General features: G+C 68.8%; 22 protein-coding genes and 2 pseudogenes. 9 read left to right on the forward strand and 15 right to left on the reverse strand.

Features of this window, described 5'->3' with window-relative positions:
* Positions 1–19 precede the first annotated feature (19 nt).
* The 3 genes from ACWCXH_RS37315 to ACWCXH_RS37325 all read right to left on the reverse strand — a co-directional run bounded on the left by ACWCXH_RS37315 (position 20) and on the right by ACWCXH_RS37325 (position 2,415).
* On the reverse strand, positions 20–1,120 hold the full coding sequence (locus ACWCXH_RS37315; protein ID WP_449805949.1) for a hypothetical protein: 1,101 nt from the start codon (positions 1,118–1,120) through the stop codon (positions 20–22).
* On the reverse strand, positions 1,117–1,578 hold the full coding sequence (locus ACWCXH_RS37320) for a hypothetical protein (protein WP_449805950.1): 462 nt from the start codon (positions 1,576–1,578) through the stop codon (positions 1,117–1,119). Before ACWCXH_RS37320 ends, ACWCXH_RS37315 begins: the two co-directional genes overlap by 4 nt.
* A gap of 471 nt (positions 1,579–2,049) precedes the next feature.
* Positions 2,050–2,415: a hypothetical protein gene (locus ACWCXH_RS37325; protein ID WP_449805951.1), complete on the reverse strand. Its 366-nt coding sequence runs from the start codon at positions 2,413–2,415 to the stop codon at positions 2,050–2,052.
* Positions 2,416–3,162: 747 nt separating this feature from the next.
* Here ACWCXH_RS37325 and ACWCXH_RS37330 point away from each other — a divergent pair.
* The 4 genes and pseudogenes from ACWCXH_RS37330 to ACWCXH_RS37345 all read left to right on the forward strand — a co-directional run.
* Entirely contained in the window at positions 3,163–4,266 is a 1,104-nt protein-coding gene (locus ACWCXH_RS37330) for a tetratricopeptide repeat protein (RefSeq protein ID WP_449805952.1), read from the forward strand.
* Complete coding sequence (locus tag ACWCXH_RS37335; protein ID WP_449805953.1) at positions 4,263–4,949, forward strand: DUF4303 domain-containing protein; 687 nt, start codon at positions 4,263–4,265, stop codon at positions 4,947–4,949. The genes ACWCXH_RS37330 and ACWCXH_RS37335 overlap by 4 nt, the downstream gene beginning before the upstream one ends.
* A gap of 2 nt (positions 4,950–4,951) precedes the next feature.
* Positions 4,952–5,443, forward strand: a complete 492-nt coding sequence (locus tag ACWCXH_RS37340; RefSeq protein WP_449805954.1) for a hypothetical protein — start codon at positions 4,952–4,954, stop codon at positions 5,441–5,443.
* Between the two features lie 102 nt (positions 5,444–5,545).
* Positions 5,546–5,716: pseudogene (locus ACWCXH_RS37345) on the forward strand (IS5/IS1182 family transposase); the annotation flags it as partial.
* A gap of 14 nt (positions 5,717–5,730) precedes the next feature.
* Here ACWCXH_RS37345 and ACWCXH_RS37350 read toward each other — a convergent pair.
* Both ACWCXH_RS37350 and ACWCXH_RS37355 read right to left on the reverse strand, forming a co-directional pair.
* Positions 5,731–6,030, reverse strand: a complete 300-nt coding sequence (locus tag ACWCXH_RS37350; RefSeq protein ID WP_449805969.1) for a hypothetical protein — start codon at positions 6,028–6,030, stop codon at positions 5,731–5,733.
* Positions 6,031–6,249: 219 nt separating this feature from the next.
* A complete protein-coding gene (locus ACWCXH_RS37355; RefSeq protein WP_449805955.1) occupies positions 6,250–6,912 on the reverse strand; it encodes a hypothetical protein in 663 nt (220 codons plus the stop codon).
* Between the two features lie 212 nt (positions 6,913–7,124).
* Between ACWCXH_RS37355 and ACWCXH_RS37360 the strand changes: the two genes are divergently transcribed.
* Both ACWCXH_RS37360 and ACWCXH_RS37365 read left to right on the forward strand, forming a co-directional pair.
* Entirely contained in the window at positions 7,125–8,132 is a 1,008-nt protein-coding gene (locus ACWCXH_RS37360) for a hypothetical protein (RefSeq protein WP_449805956.1), read from the forward strand.
* A 180-nt stretch (positions 8,133–8,312) separates the two neighbouring features.
* Positions 8,313–8,753, forward strand: coding sequence for a hypothetical protein (locus tag ACWCXH_RS37365; protein ID WP_449805957.1), 441 nt, complete (start codon positions 8,313–8,315; stop codon positions 8,751–8,753).
* Positions 8,754–9,023: 270 nt separating this feature from the next.
* On the opposite strand, the gene ACWCXH_RS37370 is transcribed toward ACWCXH_RS37365, so the two are convergent.
* The gene (locus ACWCXH_RS37370; RefSeq protein WP_449805958.1) at positions 9,024–10,076 is read right to left on the reverse strand and encodes a LacI family DNA-binding transcriptional regulator; all 1,053 of its coding nucleotides are present in this window, start codon (positions 10,074–10,076) and stop codon (positions 9,024–9,026) included.
* A gap of 245 nt (positions 10,077–10,321) precedes the next feature.
* Between ACWCXH_RS37370 and ACWCXH_RS37375 the strand changes: the two genes are divergently transcribed.
* Positions 10,322–10,699, forward strand: coding sequence for a nuclear transport factor 2 family protein (locus ACWCXH_RS37375; RefSeq protein WP_449805959.1), 378 nt, complete (start codon positions 10,322–10,324; stop codon positions 10,697–10,699).
* Between the two features lie 34 nt (positions 10,700–10,733).
* Here the strand turns inward: ACWCXH_RS37375 and ACWCXH_RS37380 are convergent.
* The 3 genes and pseudogenes from ACWCXH_RS37380 to ACWCXH_RS37390 form a co-directional block, all read right to left on the reverse strand.
* Positions 10,734–10,892 (reverse strand): annotated as a pseudogene (locus tag ACWCXH_RS37380) (IS630 family transposase); the annotation flags it as partial.
* A gap of 69 nt (positions 10,893–10,961) precedes the next feature.
* Complete coding sequence (locus ACWCXH_RS37385) at positions 10,962–11,387, reverse strand: hypothetical protein (RefSeq protein WP_449805960.1); 426 nt, start codon at positions 11,385–11,387, stop codon at positions 10,962–10,964.
* A 152-nt stretch (positions 11,388–11,539) separates the two neighbouring features.
* Complete coding sequence (locus tag ACWCXH_RS37390; RefSeq protein WP_449805961.1) at positions 11,540–11,812, reverse strand: hypothetical protein; 273 nt, start codon at positions 11,810–11,812, stop codon at positions 11,540–11,542.
* 213 nt (positions 11,813–12,025) lie between these two features.
* On the opposite strand from ACWCXH_RS37390, the gene ACWCXH_RS37395 reads away from it, so the two are divergent.
* Positions 12,026–12,280, forward strand: coding sequence for a hypothetical protein (locus ACWCXH_RS37395; RefSeq protein WP_449805962.1), 255 nt, complete (start codon positions 12,026–12,028; stop codon positions 12,278–12,280).
* 198 nt (positions 12,281–12,478) lie between these two features.
* Here the strand turns inward: ACWCXH_RS37395 and ACWCXH_RS37400 are convergent, their stop codons facing one another.
* The 5 genes from ACWCXH_RS37400 to ACWCXH_RS37420 all read right to left on the reverse strand — a co-directional run bounded on the left by ACWCXH_RS37400 (position 12,479) and on the right by ACWCXH_RS37420 (position 21,562).
* The gene (locus ACWCXH_RS37400; protein ID WP_449805963.1) at positions 12,479–12,868 is read right to left on the reverse strand and encodes a hypothetical protein; all 390 of its coding nucleotides are present in this window, start codon (positions 12,866–12,868) and stop codon (positions 12,479–12,481) included.
* 297 nt (positions 12,869–13,165) lie between these two features.
* On the reverse strand, positions 13,166–15,241 hold the full coding sequence (locus tag ACWCXH_RS37405; protein WP_449805964.1) for an FG-GAP-like repeat-containing protein: 2,076 nt from the start codon (positions 15,239–15,241) through the stop codon (positions 13,166–13,168).
* A gap of 91 nt (positions 15,242–15,332) precedes the next feature.
* Positions 15,333–16,574, reverse strand: coding sequence for an FG-GAP-like repeat-containing protein (locus ACWCXH_RS37410; protein WP_449805965.1), 1,242 nt, complete (start codon positions 16,572–16,574; stop codon positions 15,333–15,335).
* Between the two features lie 304 nt (positions 16,575–16,878).
* Positions 16,879–19,899, reverse strand: coding sequence for an AfsR/SARP family transcriptional regulator (locus ACWCXH_RS37415; RefSeq protein ID WP_449805966.1), 3,021 nt, complete (start codon positions 19,897–19,899; stop codon positions 16,879–16,881).
* A 379-nt stretch (positions 19,900–20,278) separates the two neighbouring features.
* The gene (locus ACWCXH_RS37420; RefSeq protein WP_449805967.1) at positions 20,279–21,562 is read right to left on the reverse strand and encodes an FG-GAP repeat domain-containing protein; all 1,284 of its coding nucleotides are present in this window, start codon (positions 21,560–21,562) and stop codon (positions 20,279–20,281) included.
* A gap of 21 nt (positions 21,563–21,583) precedes the next feature.
* Here ACWCXH_RS37420 and ACWCXH_RS37425 point away from each other — a divergent pair, with 21 nt between their 5' ends.
* A complete protein-coding gene (locus tag ACWCXH_RS37425; protein WP_449805970.1) occupies positions 21,584–22,180 on the forward strand; it encodes a hypothetical protein in 597 nt (198 codons plus the stop codon).
* Between the two features lie 89 nt (positions 22,181–22,269).
* Here ACWCXH_RS37425 and ACWCXH_RS37430 read toward each other — a convergent pair whose 3' ends face one another.
* Positions 22,270–22,884 carry a hypothetical protein gene (locus tag ACWCXH_RS37430; protein WP_449805968.1) on the reverse strand — a complete coding sequence of 205 codons (615 nt, stop codon included), beginning with the start codon at positions 22,882–22,884 and terminating at the stop codon, positions 22,270–22,272.
* Between the last annotated feature and the right edge of the window lie 600 nt (positions 22,885–23,484).

The following is a 23,484-nucleotide window of genomic DNA, read 5'->3' on the forward strand; positions in this document are numbered from 1 at the left end:
AAAGCTACCTCGCCGGCCTTCACCTTCGCGGCGCAATGATCTGGATCAAGGACCTCACCCGAACCCATTGATCACGACCGAATACGCGTCCTAGTGCTCCGCGATGCTGTGCGCCGATCGTGATCTCGTACATGCCGTCGCCCAGGCCACTGGTGCATGCGATGAGGCCGGGGGCGACGTGGAACGTCGTCGGGTCGGCCGGCCACTGCCACGGCCGGAGCGGCACCGGGTGCAACCGGTCGGTGAGCTCCTGTACGAGCGGCTCTGGCACTGGGGGGTACCAGGCTTGGGCTTGGTACGGTGCCCCGGTCATCGCCTCGAACAACGAGAACTGCATCAGGAAGCCGCTGAGCGGCTCGCGTTCGGCGCCGTCCTCCGCCGCTGTCAGCCAGACGACCGGGTCGGCCTCGGCCGGGTCCAGCTCCCAGTGGAAGCAGAGCTGGTTCTCCTCGCCGAAGACGACCCGTCGCGGCTCCGCTCCCGGGCGCAGTTCGGTTGCCGGCAGGATCCGGTTCTGCCTGCCCAGCATCTCGGGCCGCCGGTAGGCGAGCCGGTAGAACTCCCGCAGGGCGCGTGGCACGTCGGCGGGCACGGCACCGGGTGCGGCCGGGGCGAGACCCGGCCGCGGGTACCAGCCCGTGGCGAAGTGTCCCAGCGCCCTGACACGATCCTCCCCCGGCCGCGTGAGCCAGTCCAGGCTCGGCGTTTGCGGTGACGGACCGGTCGGCCGCACCTCGTCCAGGACCTCGGGCGCAAGCGGGGGCTCGATCCTCAGGTCGCACTGGAGCAGTTCGCCGGCGGCACAGGACGAATAAACCGGCCGGCCCACGCCCAGATAGCGGCAGCCCCCGAAGACACGCACGAAGAGGTGGACGGGGAGGGGGCCGTCCGACTCGTCCACCAGCCGTGCTCGCACCACGGCCGACGCCGGGCCCATCAGCCGGAACAGCTCACCGCTCCACACCCCGCTGGCCCCCGGCTCGTCCACGGCGTCGGAAAGAATCACCGACGCGTCGGCGCCGACCACCACCCGGGCACCACCCGCCATCGACGAACGCGCATGGCCTCCGGCGAGCGAGCACGCAGCCTCCTCGCCCACTATGTCCAACTGTTCGATCACCTGTGGGTCTCCCGCTGCAACGACTCGTCCACTACTGCGGACTCCTGCCCCGCCGGACGTCGGCCAGGCCCGCCGGGACCGCACGTCCCGTACGTCGCGCCCGGTACCTCGCGGGTGAACATGAACTCCTCCAAGGCCGCCACGAGTGCGGGGCGACTCCGCGTCGTCCAGGTGCCGAGCAGTTCCCCGGCACCCACCCCGCCGTCCCGGCCGCCCCTGCGTCGATCCAGGCGCAGGAAGTCCACCACGTAACACCCCTGGGGATCACCTTCCGGCTCCCAGCGCGCGTCGAAGCACAGTCCCGATCTCATGTGGTCCGCGCTGACCAGCACGGACCCGTACAGCCAGTCGATGGTGTCGGGCCCGGGGTCCACTTCGTAGAGGCGGTTCCAGCTCATCGTCCAGCCGACGGGGACGCGCAGCGGCTGAATCTTCCGCCATGCCTCGCTCGCCGTCATGAGGCGATATCACCGCGCGGCGGCACGTCAGAGCCGTCCCTGAACAGGAGCTGTCCGGTGTGCAGCGCCCCCAGCCGGTCGGGGTCCAAGCGGGTCCGCGAGGTAGTGGACAGGGTCAGCATGAGGTCTCCTCTGGGGCGCGGTGTGCTCGTCTCCCAGCGATCTGCCGGGCCTCGGCAGCCGGCCCGGGACGGGCAGCGATGACGTCGAGAACGGTGTCGGGCTGGATCCTTTGCGGCGACGAGGGGTTGGCGCCGAGGTCCGCCACATGGCTGGGGACCAGTCCCGGTCACTCTGCCGGCGAAGTCGGCCAACGCCTCGGGTGGACGTACCGGTTGGCCATCACCGCGTTCAGCCCGTCGACGGGCTTTGCGGACCAAGGCGGCGAGCAGGTCCTCGGGCATGGCCGCGAGCCAAGCCACGGTGATCGTCGCTCGGCTCGCCTCGTCGTCGAACGGCTTCGAGCGGGAATCACCGCATGACATCGCCTTGCTGAGGATCGAAGACGATCGCACCCTCTATCTCCTCAAGGTAGACCATAAGTGAGATTATCTGGTTCGTATACTCGTGGTCATCGTCGCCCCCGAAAACGACCCGGACTCGTCTTGCGGCAGCCGAGAGATCAAACGGCGCCGATCCTCCGATTCTTCGGTGCGCGAAGCGCGCATCCTCAGCGACGGTCTCGCTCTCTTCGTAAGCGACGCGCGTCAGCCATGCTCCCCATCTGAGGGCGAGCGTAGGGCCCTTGGAGAACGGAAGCCGCTCCCACTGCAGCGTGAAGCCCGCTGCGTCTTCGAAGAGCTCGCGCAGCTCGGCGGCCAGTGACTCGTTCGACATCTCTGGGGAGTCGGGACCGAGAAAGGCATGGAGCGCAAAAGTCATTGTCGCTGTTCAATCTCTCCGCAAGCGGTGGAATCAGGGTCGGCATGAGTCCGATCAGGCACCGCACCGCTTGGTGTACTGCGTCACCATCGCGGAGCTCCGGGGCTGCGCCCTGTGAATCGTGTGATGGATTCCGAGGACGCGCAGCGAAAGCATTCCGGGACCTGCTCCCGCCGCGTGGCCATGCGCATCCAGGAACCCCACGACGAGCGTGACCGGCGGAGCCGCTGTCCGGCCACCAGGTCACCCCTGGCCGCCATAGGGCTGACAGGCGGACTTCGTTCCGCTCTCGGGCGTGCCTCTCCGGAGGGAGCAGTTCCGCCTGGCCGCGGCTGTGCCCATCACACCCTCATGCTCGTTGCGCGGGTGGCCTCTCGGCTTTGGCCAACTCACGACAGGTTCGGATCTCTCACGAAGACAGGATCCTACTTGAGAACTCCCCAATCCTGGAAGGACTTCCAAAGTTGGACGGCCATCCATTACCGTGCACGTCGGTGTTGACCGCGCAGAAGGAGCTCTCGATTGGACAGGCATCCCCACCTGGTGTTTCGCCGCCCCGCAGACCGGAGCGCAATCGTCGGAGGAACGCCTGTCAGCGACCGGCAACTCCCGCGTGGTCTCGTGGCGATGGCGGGAGCAAGGACGGCAACCAGGTCATGAGTTTCCTCCAGGCCAAGGGGGGAGCGGAACGATCTGATCAGGGTGGCGATCATCGGTTCGCCGGCCCCGCAGCAGTTCACCGCGATCGTCGAACAGGTGCAGACGGCACGAGCCCTCGAGCTCAAGGTGGGATCGCGGATCCGTTTCGTCGGCGAGCCGGCCCACTGGGGCCAGCGATCACTCGCCGTGGGGCAGCGCGCTCTTCTCTTCATTCGCCGTATCTCCGGCACGTGGTACGAGGACGCCTGGGAGGGCGACCTTCCCATCGAGGAGATCGACGGCGTGGAGTACGCGCTTTACCGGGTCGCGCACGAGAGGGTCCTCACCTTCTCCGGCCTGCCCGACTCCCTCAAGGCCGATTGCCGACCGCACGCCACGCTGCCAGCAACCACGTGTTTCAGAGTGCCATATGAACAGCCTCCGCTCGTAGCCGAGCACTCCGCACGAGGTTCGGTAACTGATGGAACTGATCAAACTTCAGTGAGATCGGCCGAGGTCCAGCGAAACCGGACAGAGGCCACACCTCGCCGGTCTGCGGCAGTTGGGACGAGCCGACATAGTGCGTCGTCCCGGGCCGAGCGGACCTGTGCCGCCGTGGTGGCAGCGGCCGAACGGACACCAACGCACATGGACCCGGCTGGGACGTCCTCAGTGGATCGACCGGAAAGCCCTGCCCGTACAAGAGAAATCGAAGGAACAGCCATGCCCCTGCCCAACGGCCTCTCCGCCGAGATCGACGGCTTGTGCCGTCGCGGCGACACCCTGGCCGAAGCGGGCCGACTCGATGAAGCCAAGGCGCTGTACGTGGAGGCCCTGCGGCTGCTGCCGGATCATCCGAGCGACTGGGCGGCGTCGACCTGGATCTACGTGGCGATCGGTGACGTGCATTTTCGGCAGGGCGTCTTCGACAGGGCGTACCGGTGCTTCCACAACGCCGTCCGGTGCCCCGGCGGACCGGGCAACCCTTTCATCCATCTCCGCCTGGGTCAGAACGCCTTGGAACTCGGCGACCACGACCGCGCGGCCGACGAGTTGATGCGGGCCTACATGGGCGGCGGCCCTGACATCTTCGACGAGGACGACCCCAAGTACCTCGCCTTCCTGCGGACCCGCGCCGACCTCGACCATGACCGGAGTTCAGGATGAGCGCCGGGCGAGCCCGGGAGTGCCGTCCCGAGGAAACACCCGCCGCACTCGAGAGCGAAACGCCGCTGACCCTGCTGCTGCCTGCCGCACGTGCGGCCTTCACCCGCCTCGCGGAAGGGCTCGGCGGCGCGGAGCGCTGCGGATACGCGCTGTACTCCGACGCGGCGGCGATGACGGTCTGCTGCGCGGTCAACACCCGGGATCATCTGGCCCGCAGCCAGGCCGCCGATCCGGACGACGCGGAGTACTACCGGTGGAGCCCGGCCGAATGGGCGCACGAGGGGGTGGGCCATGAGTACTTCACCGAGGTGAACCGGCACCTGCTCGCACGCTCCATGACTCTCGGCGGCCGGGAGCTGTGCCAGTGGCGTGAGAGTGTGTACGAGGCGTGCGTGGTGACGTTGGAGACACTGGTGGCGGAGGACATCCTCGAGCGGGACGGCGACACCGTCGTGGTATTCGTCGCCTCCGACCACACGGACGCGGAACGGGAGGCCGGCTGGATCCGCCGTCTCAACCCGCCACACCAGGCCCTGCTTTTCACCCGCTGGCTCCGCGCCATCGGCAGCCCGGCCGGCGAAATTGTCCCGTCTCCAGGTGTGGTTCCCGGCCCTGTGACCGGTTCTCAGCCTGTCTGCTTCAGCACAGCCGAATGCACGCAGTCGTCTCGTCCTGGAGAGTAACTATGGGTGTTCTGGTCGACTACTTCGGCGCACATGACGCCGCATCCGTTGTCCGGGTGCTCAAACAGACGGATGGCGAGTCCCCGCTCGGCACCGAGCCCTCTGTCTTCGACGGAGTCGAGGCCAAGGGGGTGGATCCGACCGTTGTCCTGGCGATGCTGATCGCTGCCATTCGGCAGGTTGCGTGGCAGGTGGACCTGGTCGACGAGACCACCGTGTGGCCGGCCTCCCCGGTCCCAGGCCCGGAGGACACCGAGGACGAGGCCAGCCCCTGGGTGACGGGACCGTGGGTGTCCGAACTCCGCCCTCCGGTACGGGACACCCTGGCGGCAGTGCACGACCTCGACGTGCCGGCCGTCACTACCGCATGGGTCCAAGCGGTGGAACTGCACGGAGGCGCCGAAGACATGCAACCCGTAGCCGAGGAACTCATCCGGCTCGCCAGGCGGGCTCGCGAAGCCGACGAGCAGCTCTACTGCTGGCAATCCCTGTGAGGAGGTCCGGCTGCCCGTCAACGGCATGCCGTACCCGCACCGCGTCCGCCACTGCCGGTGCGACACGGCCGAAGAGCACGAGGCCACAACCACGCTGAGCCGCGGACCCGACTCGCCGCCGACCATCGTCAACGACGCGGCAGCCATAGCAAGTGGCATGTCGAGTGCACGCACGCCTGGCAGGACCTCACAGACACAATCATCACTCTCCGTAGCCTGATCCGACGAGTCGGGACCACCCACCGCTGGGACGACCGCCCGAAACGCGGCCCAGGAGTGCCCGCCCATCAGCGCGGGCTCGGCGGTGTGTATCCCGTCAGCCGTATCTGGAGTGAATACGCGGGTGGAGTGCCTTTTGTGGGGGCGGGCTCCTCGTAACACTCGAGAAGCAGGTCGCCGCACAGGTCGTCCAGCTCGTTCTGCGCTTCCTCCAGCAAGGCGTGGGCCCATGCCTCGAGGGACGCGTTCTTCAGCGCATCGTTCGGAACCTGATGGACCGGCTCGGAACCCATCACCTCCCACCCCGACGAACCGTCTTCACGGAACAGAAGCCGCCACCAGTACGGCTGCCAATAGGGCTTCTTCAACGAGGACCAACTCCTCAGTACCGGTTCGGACGGTGGCTGCTTCCATACCTGGTGACGCTTCCATCGACCTGGGGTGCGGGCTGGTGGTTCAGCCCGCCGTAACGGCGTGGGCTGCCGCCGGTGACACATGCTGTCCGGTGCCAGACGGTCACCGCCGCCGTATCGGTGCCGTACGGCACGGCGGCATCAGTGCGGGCAGGCCCCGCGTGGTCTGTGCGGTCAGCGGGGGGAGAAACAGGCGAGTTCCCCGCCGAATCCGACCAGCAGTTCTCCGCCCGGTGCCACCGCCACCGCCACGACAAGCTCCGGGAAGGGCAGGGTGGCGACCTGTTCGCCGGTGGTCAGGTCCCACACCCGCACCGTGCCGTCCCAGTCACCGGTGACGGCGACGGGGCGGCCGTCCACCATCGCCGTCGCCACCGCCTCCACCTCGTGGGTGTGGCCGGTCAGGGGCTCACCGACGGGCTGGCCGGTGGTCAGGTCCCACACCCGCACCGTGCCGTCCCAGTCACCGGTGACGGCGACGGGCCGGCCGTCCACCATCGCCGTCGCAACCGCCCACACCCCGCGGATGTGACCGGTCAGGGTGTGCCTGAGCTGCGGGTTGACCATGCCGCCCGTGGCCCAGTCCACCCCCCAACGTGCCGCCGGCTCGCCCTCCACCGGCACAGCCGTGATCCGCGCCGCCAGCCCGCAGTCCCCGTACCGGGCCGCGTCCAACGCCAGCAGCTGCCGCCGCACCCCAGCCCCCGCATCCCGGTGCAGATGCGCCGATGCCCGGTACACCGCCACCGTCAGCTCCTCCTCCCGCCCCGCCGCCGCGTCCAGCGCGGACAGGACCCGTTCCGAGACGGTGTTGACCAGCCACCCCGGATCGGTCAACCGCCCGCTCTCCATGGCACTTTCACGGTACGGGCCACCACTTTGAAGACCGGCGCTGTCCAAATCGAACTCCTTCTGTTCATTCGGCACCGACGTGCACGGTAATGGGTATAGGCCTAACATTGGAATGCCTTCCATGACTGGATAGTTACCAAGTAGGATCCGAACTCGGCGAGAGCAGAGTGTTGGCCGGAGGCGCGGGAGGTGGAGCGGTGAGCGGCGCGCAAGGTGGGGACGGCGGTCTTCCGGGGCCGCTGAGGCTGCCCGATCCGGGCGATCTACTCGATGACGAGAGCTTCGACCAGCTCGACTTCGCGGGCATCCTCGAACTCGCGCGTGCCTTCCTCGACGCCGACGCGGTAGAGCACGCCTCCACCCTTGCGGTGCGTGCCACCGCCTCCGCCAGCACGCAGCAGCGCACGGCCGGCGTACTCGTCACGGCCTTGGTACAGCTCGCCAGAAAGAGGCCGAAGGCCGCGCTGAAGAGCGTCAACAGCGTGGCCGAGTCCCCGGACCCGGACATCGCCGCCGAGGTCTTCCTCATCCGGGGCATGGCGATGCACGCCCGACGCAAGTGGGCGAAGGCGGACGCCAACTACCTACTGGCGATGATGCTCCGTAACGGCGCCACCTCGGGCCTTGCGGCCATCCACCTCGGCCTCCTGCGTGTGAGCCTCGGCGACGAGGAGGCGGCGGCACAGAACTTCGCCGCCGCCACGACCTGCGGCGACCCCGTGGTCACCGCGCGGGCCCAGCTCGAACTCGCCCTGACCTTCGAGCGCAACGGCCATCGCGACGCCGCGATCGCCCCTTACGACGCCGCGATGAGCAGCCCGCACCCCAACGTCGCACTGCGCGCGGCGTTCAACCTCGCCGGGCTGCTCAGGGACAGTGGCGACCCCAAAGCGGCCGTGTTGTCACGAGCCATGCTCGAAAGCGTCTACGCCACCGGCCATCCCGACTACGCGCCCAAGGCCGCGGTCGAACTCGCGATCGGCCGCCTGGAGGCGGACCAGACCCACGGCGTCGTGGAGTTGCTCACCGTCGGCACCACCTCGGCCGACCCGGCGGTCGCCGCCTTGGCCCACCTCCACCTCGGCGCCTGCCTTGTGGACCCCGTCCAGGCCGACCAGCACCTCGCCATCGCCATGAAGACCGGCTCACGCGAGATCAAGCAGGCCGCCTCCCGGACCCGCAAGCTACGGCGCGCAGCGAACTGACCTTCACCGAGTCGCAAGGAGGCGGCATGAGGACTTCCGCAGGCAGGTCTCCAAGAAGGTCGCCCCTCCTCGAACCACAGAAAGGCTGAGGCCGCAGTGCCGCACACCGAACGAACCAGTGCATCCGCCGCGCGGTCGTCAGCTGCTGCCGCTGCCCTCGTCACCGCAGGCGTGCTGGCGATGACCCTCACCGGCTGCAGCAACAGCGGCCCGGTCACCAAGGGCAGGGTCGGCACGACGTTGGACATGAGGACGGACGGTGTGCGACTGAGGATGACCGTCGTGAAAGTCCAGGAGACCGACTCCGGGACCACCGTCCAGTTCAGTGCCACCGACCCTGACCACTCGAAGACCGCCGACATCAAGAACCAATCCTTCGTCGCGGTGGACGGCTCGGGTGCCTGGTCGTTCCCGGTCCAAGCCGCCCTCGTCAATGCGCACACACCCGATGTCGTCCACAACATCGGCCCCGGCCAGACGGTCACCGGATTCCTGACCTTCCAGGTCACCGGCGTGACCCAGATCCTCTACAACGGCGCCGGCTTCGTCGTGGACCCCCAGGGTGCTCCGTTCAACGGCGGTTCCGCCTACTACGAAGGCTCCTGGACGGTCAGCCGCTGAGCATCCCCAAGGCCGCTCGCCCGCCGTCATCAGTGAGGTGTCCGTGGGCCGTTGCTCCGTGGACTCCACCCGGACGATATCAGCGCCGTCCGGCTCCACTTCGTAGGCGGTCTGAGCCCGTTCCTGTCGTGGGACGGCGTCGCGTAGCGCGACGGGCCTGCGCCCGTCGTGACGGCAGTTCCTGCCCGCTCATCGCCATCGGGTGATGAGCGGGCAGTGCGCCGAAGAGCCGCCGACGACGGTCGGTTGATGCACCTGCGGGCGACGTTCTCAGCCGAGTGCGGGCCCGACGGGAGCGCCGCTGGAAGCACGGGCGACGAGGCCGGGGCGCAGGTGCTGGGAGGTGGCGGGTTCACCGGCGATGCGGCGCAGGAGTTGGCGTACAGCCTCGCGGCCGAGTTCGGCCATGGGTGAGTGGACACTGGTCAACGGTATGGGCAGTTCGGCGGCGAGGGGAGTGTCGTTGAAGCCGACCAGGGCGAAGTCGCTGCCGGGCCGCAGGCCCAGGTCGCGGGCGGCGCCCATGGCGCCGAGGGCGGCGAAGTCGTTGACCGCGAAGATCGCGGTGGGCCGGTCGGTGGGCGAGAGCAGCTCCGTCGCGGCCCGACGTCCGCCAGAGATGTCGAAGGGGCAGTGGCGCACCCGGCGGCCCGGGACCGGCAGGCCGGCCTCACGGTAGCGGTCCAGGAAGCCTGCCGCGCGGTCGGTTCCGGTGCTGGCGAACGGTTCTCCGGCGACCACCGCGACCCGGCGGTGTCCCAGCCCCAGCAGGTGTTCCGCCGCCATTCGCCCGCCCAGGAAGTCGTCGCAGGTCACCGCGGGATGATCGCCGTCCGTGCGGCGGTTGACCAGGACGTACGGGACGCCTCGCAGTGCCGGGTCGGTCAGCGCCGCGCCGTCGAGATGTGCGTCGCCGATGATCAGCCCGTCCACCCGGCGGCCCAGCACCATCGCGATCCGCTCCCGCTGCACGGTGGGATCGTCGCGGGTGTTGGTCACGAAGACCGACAGCCCGTGTGCGGCCGCCTCCTCCTCCACTCCCTCGTAGATGGTGGCCACCACGATCTCCGACAGGCGCGGGAAGAGCACACCCACCAGATTGCTGCGCCGGGTGCGCAGACTGGTGGCGTGCGGGTTGGGGCGGTAGCCCAACTCCCGGGCCAGGGACCGGATGCGTTGCGCCGTCTCCCCGGATGCCGCCCGACCCTGCACGTCCGCCTTGCCGTTGAGGACCCGCGACACCGTCGAGACGTGCAGCCCCAGCCGTTCGGCGATCCCCTGCAACGTGACCGGATCGTCCGTACCCGTCGTAGTGCCACCCATCTCATCCACGGTCCCATTGTGGCGTCCGCCACGGCCTCCGACATGTGCGGACGCATACCGGATCCCTCTCTGTGGCAGGAGAGCCGTCTTCCACGCCGCTGCCATGAGGGCCGTCTCACCGTTACCTGCGGGAGCGGCCTGTCAGCCGAGCTCCGGCTGACCAGTGCTGCGACCGGGATGGTTCAACGTGATCGGAAGGCGGCTCGCGGGACGAGCGCACGCGAAACGGCTGGTATGAATGGGGCATGCAGGAAGAGATTGCACGCTCCGCGATCGACATGTTCATCTCCGCGTTCAACACCTCGGACGACAGCTATGTGACTGCCCTGCTCGCCCAGGCCCTGACCTCGGACGTGGTCTTCTGGGGGCCGTTGGGTCGCAGCGAAGGAATCGCGGCGGTCGAGCGGTTCGTGCTGGACATCCGGCGCCACCCGGCGGGGACCGGCACGATGGTGCGCTGCTCGGAGGTGGACATGCCTGACGAGTGGGCCCGGTACCAGTGGGTCTTCACCACGCCGGACGGAGGTCCCCGCCTGGCGGGAACGGACGTCGTCCATCTGCGGCGGAGCCTCATCGACCAGGTCATCGTCTTTGCGGGGGAGATCGGACCGTCCGCCTCCTGAGTCATCCGTCCGTTCCAGCGGACGAGCCCGACCCGTAGGCGAAGACCCGGTCAGAGAAGCGGTCCAGCACCTGCTCAATCCGGGCGAGCTTGGCGTTGCGATGAGGGTCAGGCGACTCCTTCCAGGTGTTGGTGCGCTGGAAGGTGATGCCGCGCCGCCGGATCAGGCACCGTAAGAAGGTGTTGCCTTGCCGGGCGTGATCGACGCGCTTCCGCTGGTCGGGACAGGAGTGGTGGTTCCGTGGGAGTGGTGGCCTGTCGCTTCATCGGTTCTCCGGGACACGGCGGCTGACGTCGGCGGCGTAGGCGGCCCAGTCGCCGGCGGAGGCCTTCTGCCATTGGACGGCGACTTGGATGTGGATGCCGAGCATGCGGGCCAGGATCGCGGCCGGGACTTCTTCGGCGAGGGCGAACAGGGCCGTTGACCGGGCCTGGCCGGGTTGGATTCCGACGGCGATCAGCCGTAGGCCGAGCCGGTCGGCGCTGATGTGCTGGCCTGGGCGTTGCCCTGGAAACAGCCAGGGCGTCTGGCCGGCGTGTCCGATCACTGTGTAGGGGCGCCGTGTTGCAATCAGGTCGAGGACCAGCGCAGCGAGCGGTTCGGGCAGGACGGTCGGAGAGGTTCCCAGCTGGATCGAAACCCGGCCGTTTGCCTCTGTGACCTGATCGACGGTGAGGCTGCTGATCATGCTGAGCCGTTGGGCGTAGAAGAGTAGAAGTAGTCCGGCGACCCGCTCGGCCGTGGTCAGCGTGGCGTCGTGGAGGAGCCTGCGGGCGTCGTCCCACCGGCCCTCGGAGTCGTGAGGGCCGACCGGGCCCTGCCAGCGCTCGGCGGCGAAGGTCAGCCCCTTCGCCAGCCGGTTCTTGGTTGCCCAGCGGATGAAGTGCCGGTCTGGTCCCGGTAGCTGAGGTTCTCGCCTGCTTTCCACTGGTCCAGGTCAGACTGGGTGCAGGTGGTGAGGGTCAGACCTCTGCCGGTCAGCCAGTCCAGGAAGTTGACGGCGGCGGTGATGTGGCTGCGGACGTTGGCCATCTGCAAGTGGGTGGCGTGGCCGGTGCCGAGGCGGCCGCGCAGGCGTCGTAGGTGGTGCCAGACCGCGTAGCGGTGCAGCACCGCCCGTTCCTCGTGATCGTCACGGGACGCGACGCCCTGGAGGTCCAGCGTTCGAGTTTCACCAGGCGCTCGTCGCGGTCGGGCAGAATGCCTCCAGCGACGAGAACGGCCCGCAGATGGTCGAGGGTTGGACTGGCCTGCACCGTCTACGCGCTCTGGGCCCAGCGCCACTACGTCGGCGGACTGATATGCGTTCCCACCCCTGCGATACCCGTGTCCGCACAGGTCGCCGCATGGGCTGGCCCTGCCATCGGCATACTTGTCGCGCTGTTCCTCTCCATGCTGCTGTGGGCCGCGGCGCGGGGTCAGAAAGCTACGGCGCAGCCTCTCAAGCCGCTGATGATCATCGCGCTCGTCATCGACCTGCTGCTCATCGCGCCGGAGGTGTCCAAGCTTCACTCGATCCTTCCGGACTTCAAGCCGCACAAGGTCACCGCCAGCTTCTGCAAGGAGGGCTACAGCTACTGAGATCCGCAAGCCCGTGATCATGTCGCCGACCAGCCGCACTCCGGGGCGGGGTGCGGTGAAGTCGCGCCCGATCAGGTCCGAAACGAACACCGGCTTGCGGGCATAGCAGGTCAGGCCACGGCGCCGACGCCGGCCGCAACGAGGCCGAGGCGGACGACGGCACAACGGCCGCCCTACAGGCCTCACAGGTGACCCGTCTCAGCGGTGTTTGACGGATCTCATCGAAGTTTGACCGGCGTTGAACCTAGTCCGCGGTGCAGCCCCAGTAGGCGATCTCGGCTGGTTCGTCATCTGGTACAGCACTGTGCACCGGCCGATTCCGGCGCCGACCGGGTCGAGCAGTCGACGTATCGAGGCGTCCCACTGCTCCCGCGTGGGGCGGCCGTGGGAAGCCCAGCTGCGGATCTCCTCCTCGGTCAGGGGGCGCATCATGGCGAACTGGTCGCCCGCCTCGGCGTCGATCGACGCGTAAAAGTCGAGCACCGTGCAGGTGCCTCCGGTCAGGATGTACCCCCGCCAGCCCTCGTCCTCCCACAGCTCGGCGATGCCGCGCCCCGGAAAGCCGTGATCGTCCTCCGCCAGCTCCACGTCCTGTGCCTGGCGGAACGCCGTCCCCAGGCGTCCGATATGCCGAACGGAGAACGCCCAGGCCCGCGCCCGTTTGCATGAGACTGTCACCGAGGGTGAATACCCGAACGCTCCGTTACCACCGGATGTGCGACGGAGCCGTTGGCGGCGCTGGACACACCCGCCCTCAGTTTCCGCTGGGCCGACGGCGGGCGGCGCGCCCGGGGCAAATGCCGGCGGCAGCGACAAGACGGTGCGGATGATCGAGCCGTTCGGCCCGAGGGCCACGGTCGCACCCGGGAGCCTCACTGCAGTCGTTCACCAGCCGTCGGTGATGCGGAGCGGGCGTGAGAAGGAGGCGCTCCCGGTGTTGACCCATTCGTTGAGGGTGCCGGTGGTGTCGTTCCGGGCGAGTAGGTCGGCGTGACCGGTGCCGCGGACGGTGCCGGCCGCCGTCTGCGAGAACGCCCCCCAACCACCGGTGATGAGGGTACGGCGGCCGAAGGTGCCATCACCGTTACCGGGCCACAGATACAGGTTCCCGGTGGAGTCCTCACGCGCCACGAGGTCCGCATGACCGATGCCCCGGAAGTCACCCGCCACCGTCTGCGAGAACGCCCCCCAACCACCCGTCACGAGGATGCGTCCGCCGAAGGTGCCATCACCGTTACCGGGCCACAGATACAGGTTCCCGGTGGAGTCCTCACGCGCCACGAGGTCCGCATGACCGATGCCCCGGAAGTCACCCGCCACCGTCTGCGAGAACGCCCCCCAACCACCCGTCACGAGGATGCGTCCGCCGAAGGTGCCATCACCGTTACCGGGCCACAGATACAGGTTCCCGGTGGAGTCCTCACGCGCCACGAGGTCCGCATGACCGGTGCCCCGGAAGTCACCCGCCACCGTCTGCGAGAACGCCCCCCAACCACCCGTCACGTCGACCGGGGCGGCGAAGGTGCCGTCGCCGCGGCCGGGCCACTCGTACAGGTGCCCGTTGGAGTCGTTGCGGGCGACGATGTCGCTGATGCCGTTGCCGTGGAAGGTGCCGGCGGTGGTCTGGGAGAAGTTCAGGGTGAGTCCGGCGGGCCCGGGTGGCGGGGCCAACGTGTCGGCGATGGCCTGGGCGCCGTTGCTGTTGACGTGCAGGTGGTCGTCGGCCCGGTCGAAGTAGCCGGCGAACAGGCTGCTCGGGTTCAGCGGGTCGCGGGTGGCCTGGTCGAAGTCATGGTAGCCGTCGATGTCCTTGGTGGTCCGGATGTAGGTGTTCACGCACTGACGGGTCTGCTCGCGGGTGGTGGTGTAGCCGCTGTAGCCCTGGAAGGCGGGGATGGTGGTCACGGTGAACCGGAGCCCGGCGGCGTGGGCGCGGGAGGCCAACTGCTGGATCGCCGCCTCAATCGCGGAGTCGGAGGCGTCGTCCATGACGATGTCGTTGATGCCCTCGTAGAGCAGGACACTCTGCGCCCCGGTCTGGGCGAGGACGTCCTGGTCGAAGCGGTTGAGCGCGCTCTGCCCGTAGGGGGTCCGGTATCCGGTTCCGTCGGTGAGGAGCCGGTTGCCGGAGATCCCCTTGTTGACGATGCCCTGGGGCGCCGGAAGGGCCTGGAGGGCTCGCCCGTAGTCGTCGGTCCAGCGGGTGTTGGTGTCCGGGGTGGTGTGGCCACCGTCCACCTGGGAGTCGCCGATGGCGACCACTGTTCCGCCGCTGCCGGAGGCGGTGACGTCGAGGCCGTTGAGGTAGGCCCACTGACCGTAGGTGGCGGGGAAGTTCGTGCCGTCCCGGTCCTGGCTGTGGTCGACGCCGTCACCCGAGGCGGTGGTGTAGGAGGTGGTGAGGGTGTAGGCGTGGTACGGGGCGGTGGTGATCCCCCTGGGCAACCAGAGACTGACCAGCAGATTCTCGTCCGCGGCCACCGGGAACGCGAGCGGGTCGCTGAAGATCTCGCCACCTGGTGGGATGACGGTCTGCTGGGAGCCGCCGAACGTCAGGGTGAGCGGTGCGGCTGCTGCCGAGGAGCCGTGGCCCTGAGGTGCGATGGTGGCGTGCCCGATGGTCACCGGATCGGGGCTGAAGGTGTTCACCAGGTGAATGCGGGCGGTGCTGCCGGCGATGCTGGTGTGGATCACCAGCCGCAGGGTCTGCTGCCCCGTCACGCCCGAGGAGCCGGATGGGCCCCCGGAGCCCATGGCGGTTCCCCAACTCCCGGTCCACGGTGTGGCCGAGGGGCTTGGCGTGCTGGAGGTGGCAAGCGGTGCGGGGACCGCATCACAGGCCAAGACCGCGTGTGCGGGTGCGGTGAGCACCAGTGGCGCGAGCAGCCCGATGGCCAGGGCGGCTGCCGTTGCGGCGGGCTTGCGGCGGTGGGCTGGACGGGTGGAAGTGCTGCTGGTCATGAGGCCTTTCCCTTTGCTGCCGGCTCGTCCGGCTCTTGTCGGATACGAAGCGGCTGCTGCCCGGCGGTTCCGGGCAGCAGCCGCCGGGTTGCTACCAGCCGCCGGTCTGGACGTGCGGTGCGCTGAAAGTGCCGTCGCCCTCGCCGGGCCACATCATCAGGTTGCCGTTGGCGTCGTCGCGCCCGATGAGGTCGACCTTGCCATCCCCGTCGAAGTCACCGACGGCGGTCTGGGTGTAGTACCAGCCGCCGGTGAGCTGCACGGGGGCGTTGAACGAACCGCCCGCGTCGTGCAGCCACATGTTCAGGTTGCCGTTCGCGTCGCGGGCCATGATGTCGCCCTTGCCGTCGTTGTTGAAGTCGGCGGCACGGGTGCCGGTGAAGTTCCAGGGACCGGTCTGGACGTGCGGGGCGCCGAAGGTGCCGTCACCGTGTCCCGGCCAGATGTGGAGGTCGTTGTCGGTGCCCTTGGCGATGAGGTCGGTGTTGCCGTCGCCGTCGATGTCGGTGGCCGCGGTCTGAGTGAAGCTCCAGCCGTCGGTCACCTTGTGCGGGGCGCCGAAGGTGCCGTCGCCGTTGCCGTCCCACATGTACAGGGCCCCGTCCGAGCCCTTGGCGATGAGGTCGAGCCTGCCGTTGCCGTGGAAGCTACCGCCGGTCGTCTCGGTGAAGTTCCAGCCGCCGGTGACAACGCGGGGGGCAAGGAAGCCGCCGTTCATGTTGTTGACCCACAGCAGGAGGTTGCCATTGCTGTTGTCGCGCGCCATGATGTCGGCCCTGCCGTGGCCGGTGAAGTCGCCGGCCACCGTCTGCGAGTAGTGGCGGGGGCCGTAGACCATCCGCCACTTCGCCTCGCCGCCCTGGAACCCGGGCATGCAAGCGACGGTGCTGTCACTGACGACCTTCAGGTAGCAGCCGGCTCCGGCGGGCGAGATGGTCGTCCAGGCGCCATCCGCGGAGGCGTACTGCCAGTCCTGGACGTAGTTGCTGTTGCCGCAGGCGGCGGACAGGGCGTCGCCGTACGAGTCCGCCGACAGACAGACACCGCCGCCGTAGACGGCGGCCCTGGCCGCGTCGATGAGGTTGGTCTTGTTCCAGATCGAGAAGTTCTGGTCGTCGCTGGTCCCGCAGTCGTGAACCTCGAGCGCCTGCGGATTCCAGTCCGGGGATGCCTGGAGGCACAGGCCGGTCGCCTGGTTCTGGATCTCGAAGTAAGGGCCGGGATAGTTGTAGGCCGATGCTTGGCCGACGGAGAACGACAGGCTCGCCAGCAGCATGGCGACTACCGTGACGACGGATCTGATCAGGCGGTTCCGGGCGAATTTCGTGCTCACGTGCTCCTGCTTCCACGGGTTGCGATGAGCCGCGGACGGCACCCCCGTCGGGGCGGACGACAACGTCCTCACCTCACCGGAATGACCTGGTCCCGCGGTCTTGGGCCAGCGTGACAGTGCCGGCAAACAGCCGGTTCACGGGAAGCAAACAAGCGGCTCACGGGCCCGTTCCGAAGAAGTGACCGCAGCGTGAAGCGGGCATGGGGCCGGTGGGCTCCGCCGGTGCGATCCGTCGGCAGACCGGCCCGGGCGGGAAGCCGCGGGGAGCGTGGGCCGGGCGGAGCGTCGGGATGCTCAATCGCTCTCACGCGTCCGCGACGTGGGCCTTCTCGATGGTGCCGAGGATCTCGTGCGCCTCGCTGAGCCATGGGCCGAGGTGGTGGCGGTCGGCGAGGTCGATGGCCTGGAGAACGCGGGCGCGGGCCAATGCCCAGTCGGCGAAGTGGACATGGGTGCGGGCCATGATGACCAGGCTGTCGGCGACGAGTCCGACGTTGCCGATCCGCTCGAAGATGTCGACGGATTCCTGGAGCGCGGTGAGCGCCTCGTCGCGTCGGCCGAGGGCGCGCAGCGTGTCGCCGAGGTTGGAGAGGGTGATGGCGGTGCTGTTGGCGTCGCCGCGCTCGGACCACAAGTCGAGGGCCTCGCGGTAGTGGGCTTCCGCGTCCGTGTGGTGGCCGGCCGCCCGGAGGGCGTCCGCCAGCGCGCTGACGAAGAAGGCGGCCTGCTGTGGGTCGCTGGTTCGCCGGTGGTGCGCGAGGGCGGCGCGGGCGTGGGCGAGGGCCTCGTCGGCTTGGCCGTCGAGGCTGTAGGCGAGCGACAGATTCGAGCGGAGTGTGGCGCTGCTCTGTGGCTCCTCGGACTCGGCGAGTGCGAGGGCCTTCTGCAGGGCCTGGATCGATTTGTCGAGGCGGCGGGCCATGCCGTGGCAGACGCCCAGGGTGCGCAGCACCCACATGCGGCCGAAGGAGTCGTTGTGCGCTTCGGCGATGCGCAGTGCGTGGTTGAGGTGTTCCTCCCACTGGCCGGTCCACCAGTATGTGCGCATGTAGCCGAAGAGCCAGACAGCCAGGCGCCAGGCGAGGTCGGGTCGAGGACCGTCGCCGGCCTGGCGGATGGCCTCACCGATGTTGGACAGTTCCTGGCGGCACCAGCCGAGGGCGTCGGCCTCGTCGGCGAAGACGGGCAGGGGCGCGGGCGGCGGGCAGCCGAGCCGGGGCGGCGTCTGGCCGCAGTCGCGCATGGCCTCGCGGACCTTCTCCAGGGCGAGCGCGTACCAGATACCCATGCGCAGCCGGGCCTGCTCGCGAGCGTGGGCGGTCTCGTCGGCTCGGACGCACTCGGCGGCGTACTCGGCGAGCAGGTCGTGGAGGCGGTAGCGCAGCGGGGCGGGGGTCTGCAGCAGGTGGGCGTCGACCAGGCGTTCCAGCAGGTCTCGCGTCTGGGCGGGTGTGCGGTCCAGGAGGGCGGCGGTGGAGGGGACGGTGATCTCCTGTCCGGGGCACAGGCCGAGCAGGCGGAAGGCGCGGGCGCTTTCGCGTTCACTGTGCCGGTGGCTGTCGCGCAGGGCTAGGTAGCTGGAGGCGAAGGTGGCTCGCACGTCCAACTGTCCTGTGGCGAGGGCGGTCAGACGCCCGGGAGCGCCGATCTCGGCGGTGTTGCCGCGGGTGTCGACTCGGGCGTTGTCGAGGGCGTCGGCGAGGGTGGCGAGCGGCCAGGCGGGGCGGGCGGCGAGGCGGGCCCCGGCGATGCGCAGGGCCAGGGGCAGGCCGGCACAGGCGGCCAGGACGCGCAGGGCGCCGTCGAGGTCCTGGTCGACCCGCTCGCAGCCGCACACGGCCGCGAGCAGTGCGCGCTGATCCTCGACGTCCATGGGGCCGAGGGGCAGGTGGTGGGTGGTGGGCAGGTCGGTGAGGGTGGTGCGGCTGGTGACGATCACGGCGCAGGCACCCGTGCCGGGCAGCAGCGGGAGGACCTGGGCGCTGTCGCGGGCGTTGTCGAGCACGAGCAGGATCCGCCGCTCCGCGAGCACCGTGCGCAGCAACGCCGCGCGATCGTCGGCGTCCTCGGGCAGCGGCTGCGCGGTCGTGTCGGGTGTGGACGGTCGCAGATCGGCCAGGAGAGCGGCGAGCAGCTCGTGGACGGTGCGCGGGGTGCCGGTGCCGAAGCCGCGCAGGTCGAGATGGAGTTGGGCGTCGGGGAAGCGGTCGCGCAGCAGGTGGGCGGCGTGGACGGCGAGGGCGCTCTTGCCCGCCCCGCCCATGCCCGTGACGGTCACCACGCACGGGCCGTGGCCGTTCGCGGCCTGTTCCAGCACCGCACACAGCTGTCGCAGCTCGTCCTGGCGGCCCGTGAAGAACGGAGTGTCGGCCGGCAGCTGCGCGGGCACCGGTGCCGACGGGCCGCGCCGGCCCGCTCCCGGCTGGGCCGGGGCCTCGTCGGTGCGGATCGGATCGGTGAGACCTGCCTCGGAGGTGCCGGGGTCGACGGGCACCACGTCGGTGGCGTCCCGGTCGACCGCGAACGGGGCGGGCGCGGCGTCGACGGGGACGGCCGGGCCGGCCTCGGCGACCGGCGCCAGCAGGGCCGGATCGGCGTTCAGCACCTGCTGGTGGACGGTGCGCAAGGCCGGGCCCGGATCGATGCCCAGTTCCTCGGCCAGGGCCACCCTGACACTCTCGTAGGCCTCCAGCGCCTCGGCCTGACGCCCACTGCGGTACAACGCGGTGACCAGTTGAAGGTGAAACGCCTCGTGCAGCGGGTGAAGGGCCACCCAGCGAGTGAGCTCCGGGGTCACCTCGGCGTGCCGGCCCAGCCGCAACTCGGCCTCGAAGTACCACTCCAGCGCCTGTACGTGGGCCTGGGACAGGTGCCTGACGTCGGCTTCCAGGGTGTGCAGGACCGGCAGATCCGACAGCGGCTCGCCCCGCCACAGCGCCAGTGCCGCGCCGGCGCGCCGGGCGACGGCCTCCCAGTCCCGCCGCGCCCGGGCGTCACCGGCCCGGCCGAGCAGCGCGGTGAACTCCTGGAGGTCCAGCTCCCCGTCGGCCACCCTCAACAGCACGCCGTTCGGCGTGGACGACAGCCGCGGGGCACCCTGGCCGTCCAGGACCCGCCGCAGCCGCGCCACGTGGTTGTGCAGTGAGGTGACCGCGGTCACCGGCGGCTCCTCGCCCCACAAGGCGCCCTGGAGACTGCCCCGGGACACCGTCCTGTTGGCCTGGAACAGCAGCGCCGCCAGCAGCGCGCGGCTCTTTACTCCGCCCAACGGCAATGCCCGCTCGCCGTCACGGACGACAAGCGGACCGAGCAGACTGAACTGCATGGCTCCCCCGGGCGAACACCACACGAACCGGCCGTGAAGCCGACCGTCGACGGGATGCTACCCGGTGCTCCGGCGGGCCTCCGCCCAGCCCCGGCTGCACATACGGACGCCGGTGATTGACGAAGGATTTGCGATCCTTGGGTGCGGGTGCCGGACGGCCCGTGTTCGGCTGCCGGCTACAGCCGCGCGCAGCGGAACGTCTGCCCCTGGTGTGGGTGGCCGCTTTCTAGAGACAACGCCCTCAGCACCGCGATCGGGCGTCCGGCGGAGCGAGGAACTCGGCGGAGGGCGTTCATTCGGTCCTTCGGGGTGAGGTGGTGGCCCGTTGTACGGCCGGCTGCCTCCCCGCCGTTCCGGGGAGGCAGCCGACGCCGTGGTGTTACCAGCCGCTGGTGAGGGTGTAAGGGCGGGCGAAGGTGCCGTCGCCGTTGCCGGCCCAGACCATGAGGTTGCCGGTGGTGTCGTCGCGGCCGATCAGGTCGGTCTTGCCGTTGCCGTCGATGTCGGCAGCGGCCGTCTGGCTGAAGTTCCAGCCGCTGGTGATCTGCTGGGCGGTGCCGAACGAACCGTTGGAACTGTGCGGCCACATCACCAGATTGCCGTTGGAGTCACGGGCGACGATGTCGGCCTTCCCGTCACCGTTGAAGTCGGCGGCCCGGGTTTCCGTGTAGTTCCAGCCACCGGTCTGCACGTGCGGGGCACCGAACGTTCCGTCCCCATGGCCCGGCCACATGTAGAGGTTGCCGTCCGCGCCCTTGGCGATCAGATCGGCCTTGCCGTCACCGTCGAAGTCCGCGGCCGCGGTCTGCGTGAAGTTCCAGCCACCGGTCACCACGTGCGGGGCGCCGAACGTTCCGTCACCGTTCCCGTACCACATGTAGAGGCTGCCGTCCGAGCCCTTGGCGACGATGTCAGCCTTGCCATCGGCGTTGAAGTCACTCACCGTCGTCTCGGTGAAGTTCCAACCGCCCGTCACGACCTTGGGCGCGTTGTACGAACCGCCGGCGTCGTGCACCCACATCATCAGGTTCCCGGTCGAGTCGTCCCGGGCGATGATGTCCGCTTTCCCGTCACCCGTGAAGTCCGCCGCCGCCGTCTGCGAGTAGTGGAGCGTGACGTCGAGGACGTTGCTGTAGCGGAACGGCAGGAAGCCACCGCTGGTCATCTCGCTGCGGTCCATGGCCCGGTACCGGGCGTTGGTGCCCGGGTGCGCCTCCTCGTAGACCATGGCGGTGGTGTGGCTGGAGTCGGTCCACCGGTCGAACAGCACGGTGTGCGCGCTGATGTTGTTGATGGCGTCGCCCTGCCTGAGGTCGTCCAGGCTGCCGAGCCGGGTGGCGTACTTGTCCATCGTCTGGGTCGTGAAACCGTAGTTGGTGGCGCTGGTGTCGATGTGCCAGGCCATCGACACCAGGCCGGAGCAGTCCTGGCGGTACGTGCCGTTGCTGTCGGCCCAGTCGTGATACTGGTCGTACGGCACGTTCTCATCGACCCAGGACTGGGCACGGGCGATGATCTCGGAACGCGTGATGGCGCCGCCGGTCGACGACGTGCCGACCGCGTGGGCGGCAGTGGCCGTGAGCGTCGTGGTGGCGATCGCTCCGGAGGCCGCGACGACGGCGGCGAGGGCTATGCGGACGAGCCTGGAAACCTTGGCGGACAACGGACTTGCTCCTGTTTCGCAGTGATCATTGGAACCGACAAGGTGATCCTGTCGCCGCCCGTACACATTCCGACAACAAGGCGCTCACGGGCCGTCAACAAGCTGATCAGCCTCGTCGAAAAATGGATCGATGCCGATCAGGCGGTACGGCGTCAGGCGATGCGGTGGCCAGGGCTGCCCGACGCGCCCGGCCAGGGCGCCGTGACGCTTACCCCGCTTGGCTCCACACCTACAATCACCACCGCGGACACACCGCACTCAGCGGCAAGCCTGTGGGGCTCGGAAAGTCGTGGCTACTGGTCAAGCCGCGTGCCGATATTCATTGATGACGCCGCCGAGAACGCGGGTACGCACGAGCCTGCCGCTTTCGAGGTCGTGAGCGATGGTGGGCTGCTGATCGGCGCCGGGTGGTATCTGGTTGCGGGCCCGATGGGGACGGTGCTCGTTGTAGTGCCGCTCGTAGGCGGCCAGGACCTGCCAGGCGTGGGCCTCGTTGGCGGCCGGAGCCGCCCCGGCAGGGCCACGATCAGCCTGTCCGCGCCGCACCGGCGAGAACGGGCAGGTGGCCTACCGTCCAGCCTTCGGGGCGGTGGACCCACATCGACACCACATCTATGAGCAGAGTCGGGGATCACCCCGCCACGCTCTCCAGCCGTCCGAGGACCCCCAGTAACGCCCCGACCTGGCCGTTGACCATGTTCGTGGGCTCACTCCAGAAGCCGCTTCGACCAGTCGCCCCGAAAGCGATAAGCACGGCCGTCACCGACCTGCTTCATCCCGCCGGGAACAACGTCCCGATGGTACGGATACTGCTCCGTCACCGCCGCCAGAAGGAACTCCAGGAAGCCACCCTCGAACAGGTCCCACTCCAGCAACGAGTCGAACTTGGCAGCGACCGGCCACCGGTCCGAGTCCGGGCCCCGCATCAGCCAGAAGAACTGGTCGGAGTTCCAGTTGTTGCCCCACTTCAGAAGCCCGCCCTCGGCCGGGAACAGCGGATACGGGCACTCGTCGTAGTCCCCGTCCTGGTAGGCCTGGGCCAGCATGGCACAGTATCCGTAGGGTTCCGTCGTGTAGTACAGGAATCCCTCGAAGCCGAGTGGCTGCCCGGTCTTGGTACTGGGCGCTGCCGATGGTGCGCAGATGTGCAGCTCGTCGCTGATGCTGACCATCCCGTACCGGTCGACGAACGCCCGGTAGTCCGCGGGCAGCTGGAAACCAAGCACCTCAGGCCCCAGCTCCCACGGAACCCGGACCACTCCGCCCACAGGCGGCGGCCCGATCACCGCAGCAAGCCGGTCCAGCATCTCCTCAATATTCACGTCCACTCCCAACAACCGCCCGATCTCGCCGGAGGCTATCCGTTCCCGCCGACATCGAAGACCGTGAGGCCCAGCCTCACGGTGTCAAGAATTCGCCCTGGGAGGTCAGCTCGTCGTGGCCGGGGGGTATCCGCAGGTGACGGTGGGTGCGGCAGAAGCGGCGGGCGGCGCGCAGCCCCTGGGCGTGGGTGTGGGCCGCGCCGCCGTCGCGGGTGGATGACCTGCACCAATGTGCCACCGCTCAGCAGCCATGCCGTTATCGGCCCAGAATCGGCGCCTCAGCGAAAGCGAAGTGGCATGTTTTTAAGACTGCACATCGTGCTCCCGCTCCACGGCCACCACAAGTCACACTCCGGGTCGGGCGCAGCAGACGCTGCTTGCGGTGGACAAGGAGAACCTCACCGGCCGGGCTGCATTCCAGCAGCTCGAAGTTCCCGTACTGCGGCTGCGCCGAGGACAATCACTAAAGCCGCATATAGCGACAAGGCTACCTAAACGCCCTCTGAGTGGGCGTTTAGGGATGGTTTGCAGCGTTAAGTCTCCTCGGTGGCCAACACCTTCGGCATGATTCGCACCTTACGTTCACCTTCGCCGCCTTCC

The sequence above is a fragment of the Kitasatospora sp. NPDC001660 genome (genome assembly GCF_053596725.1).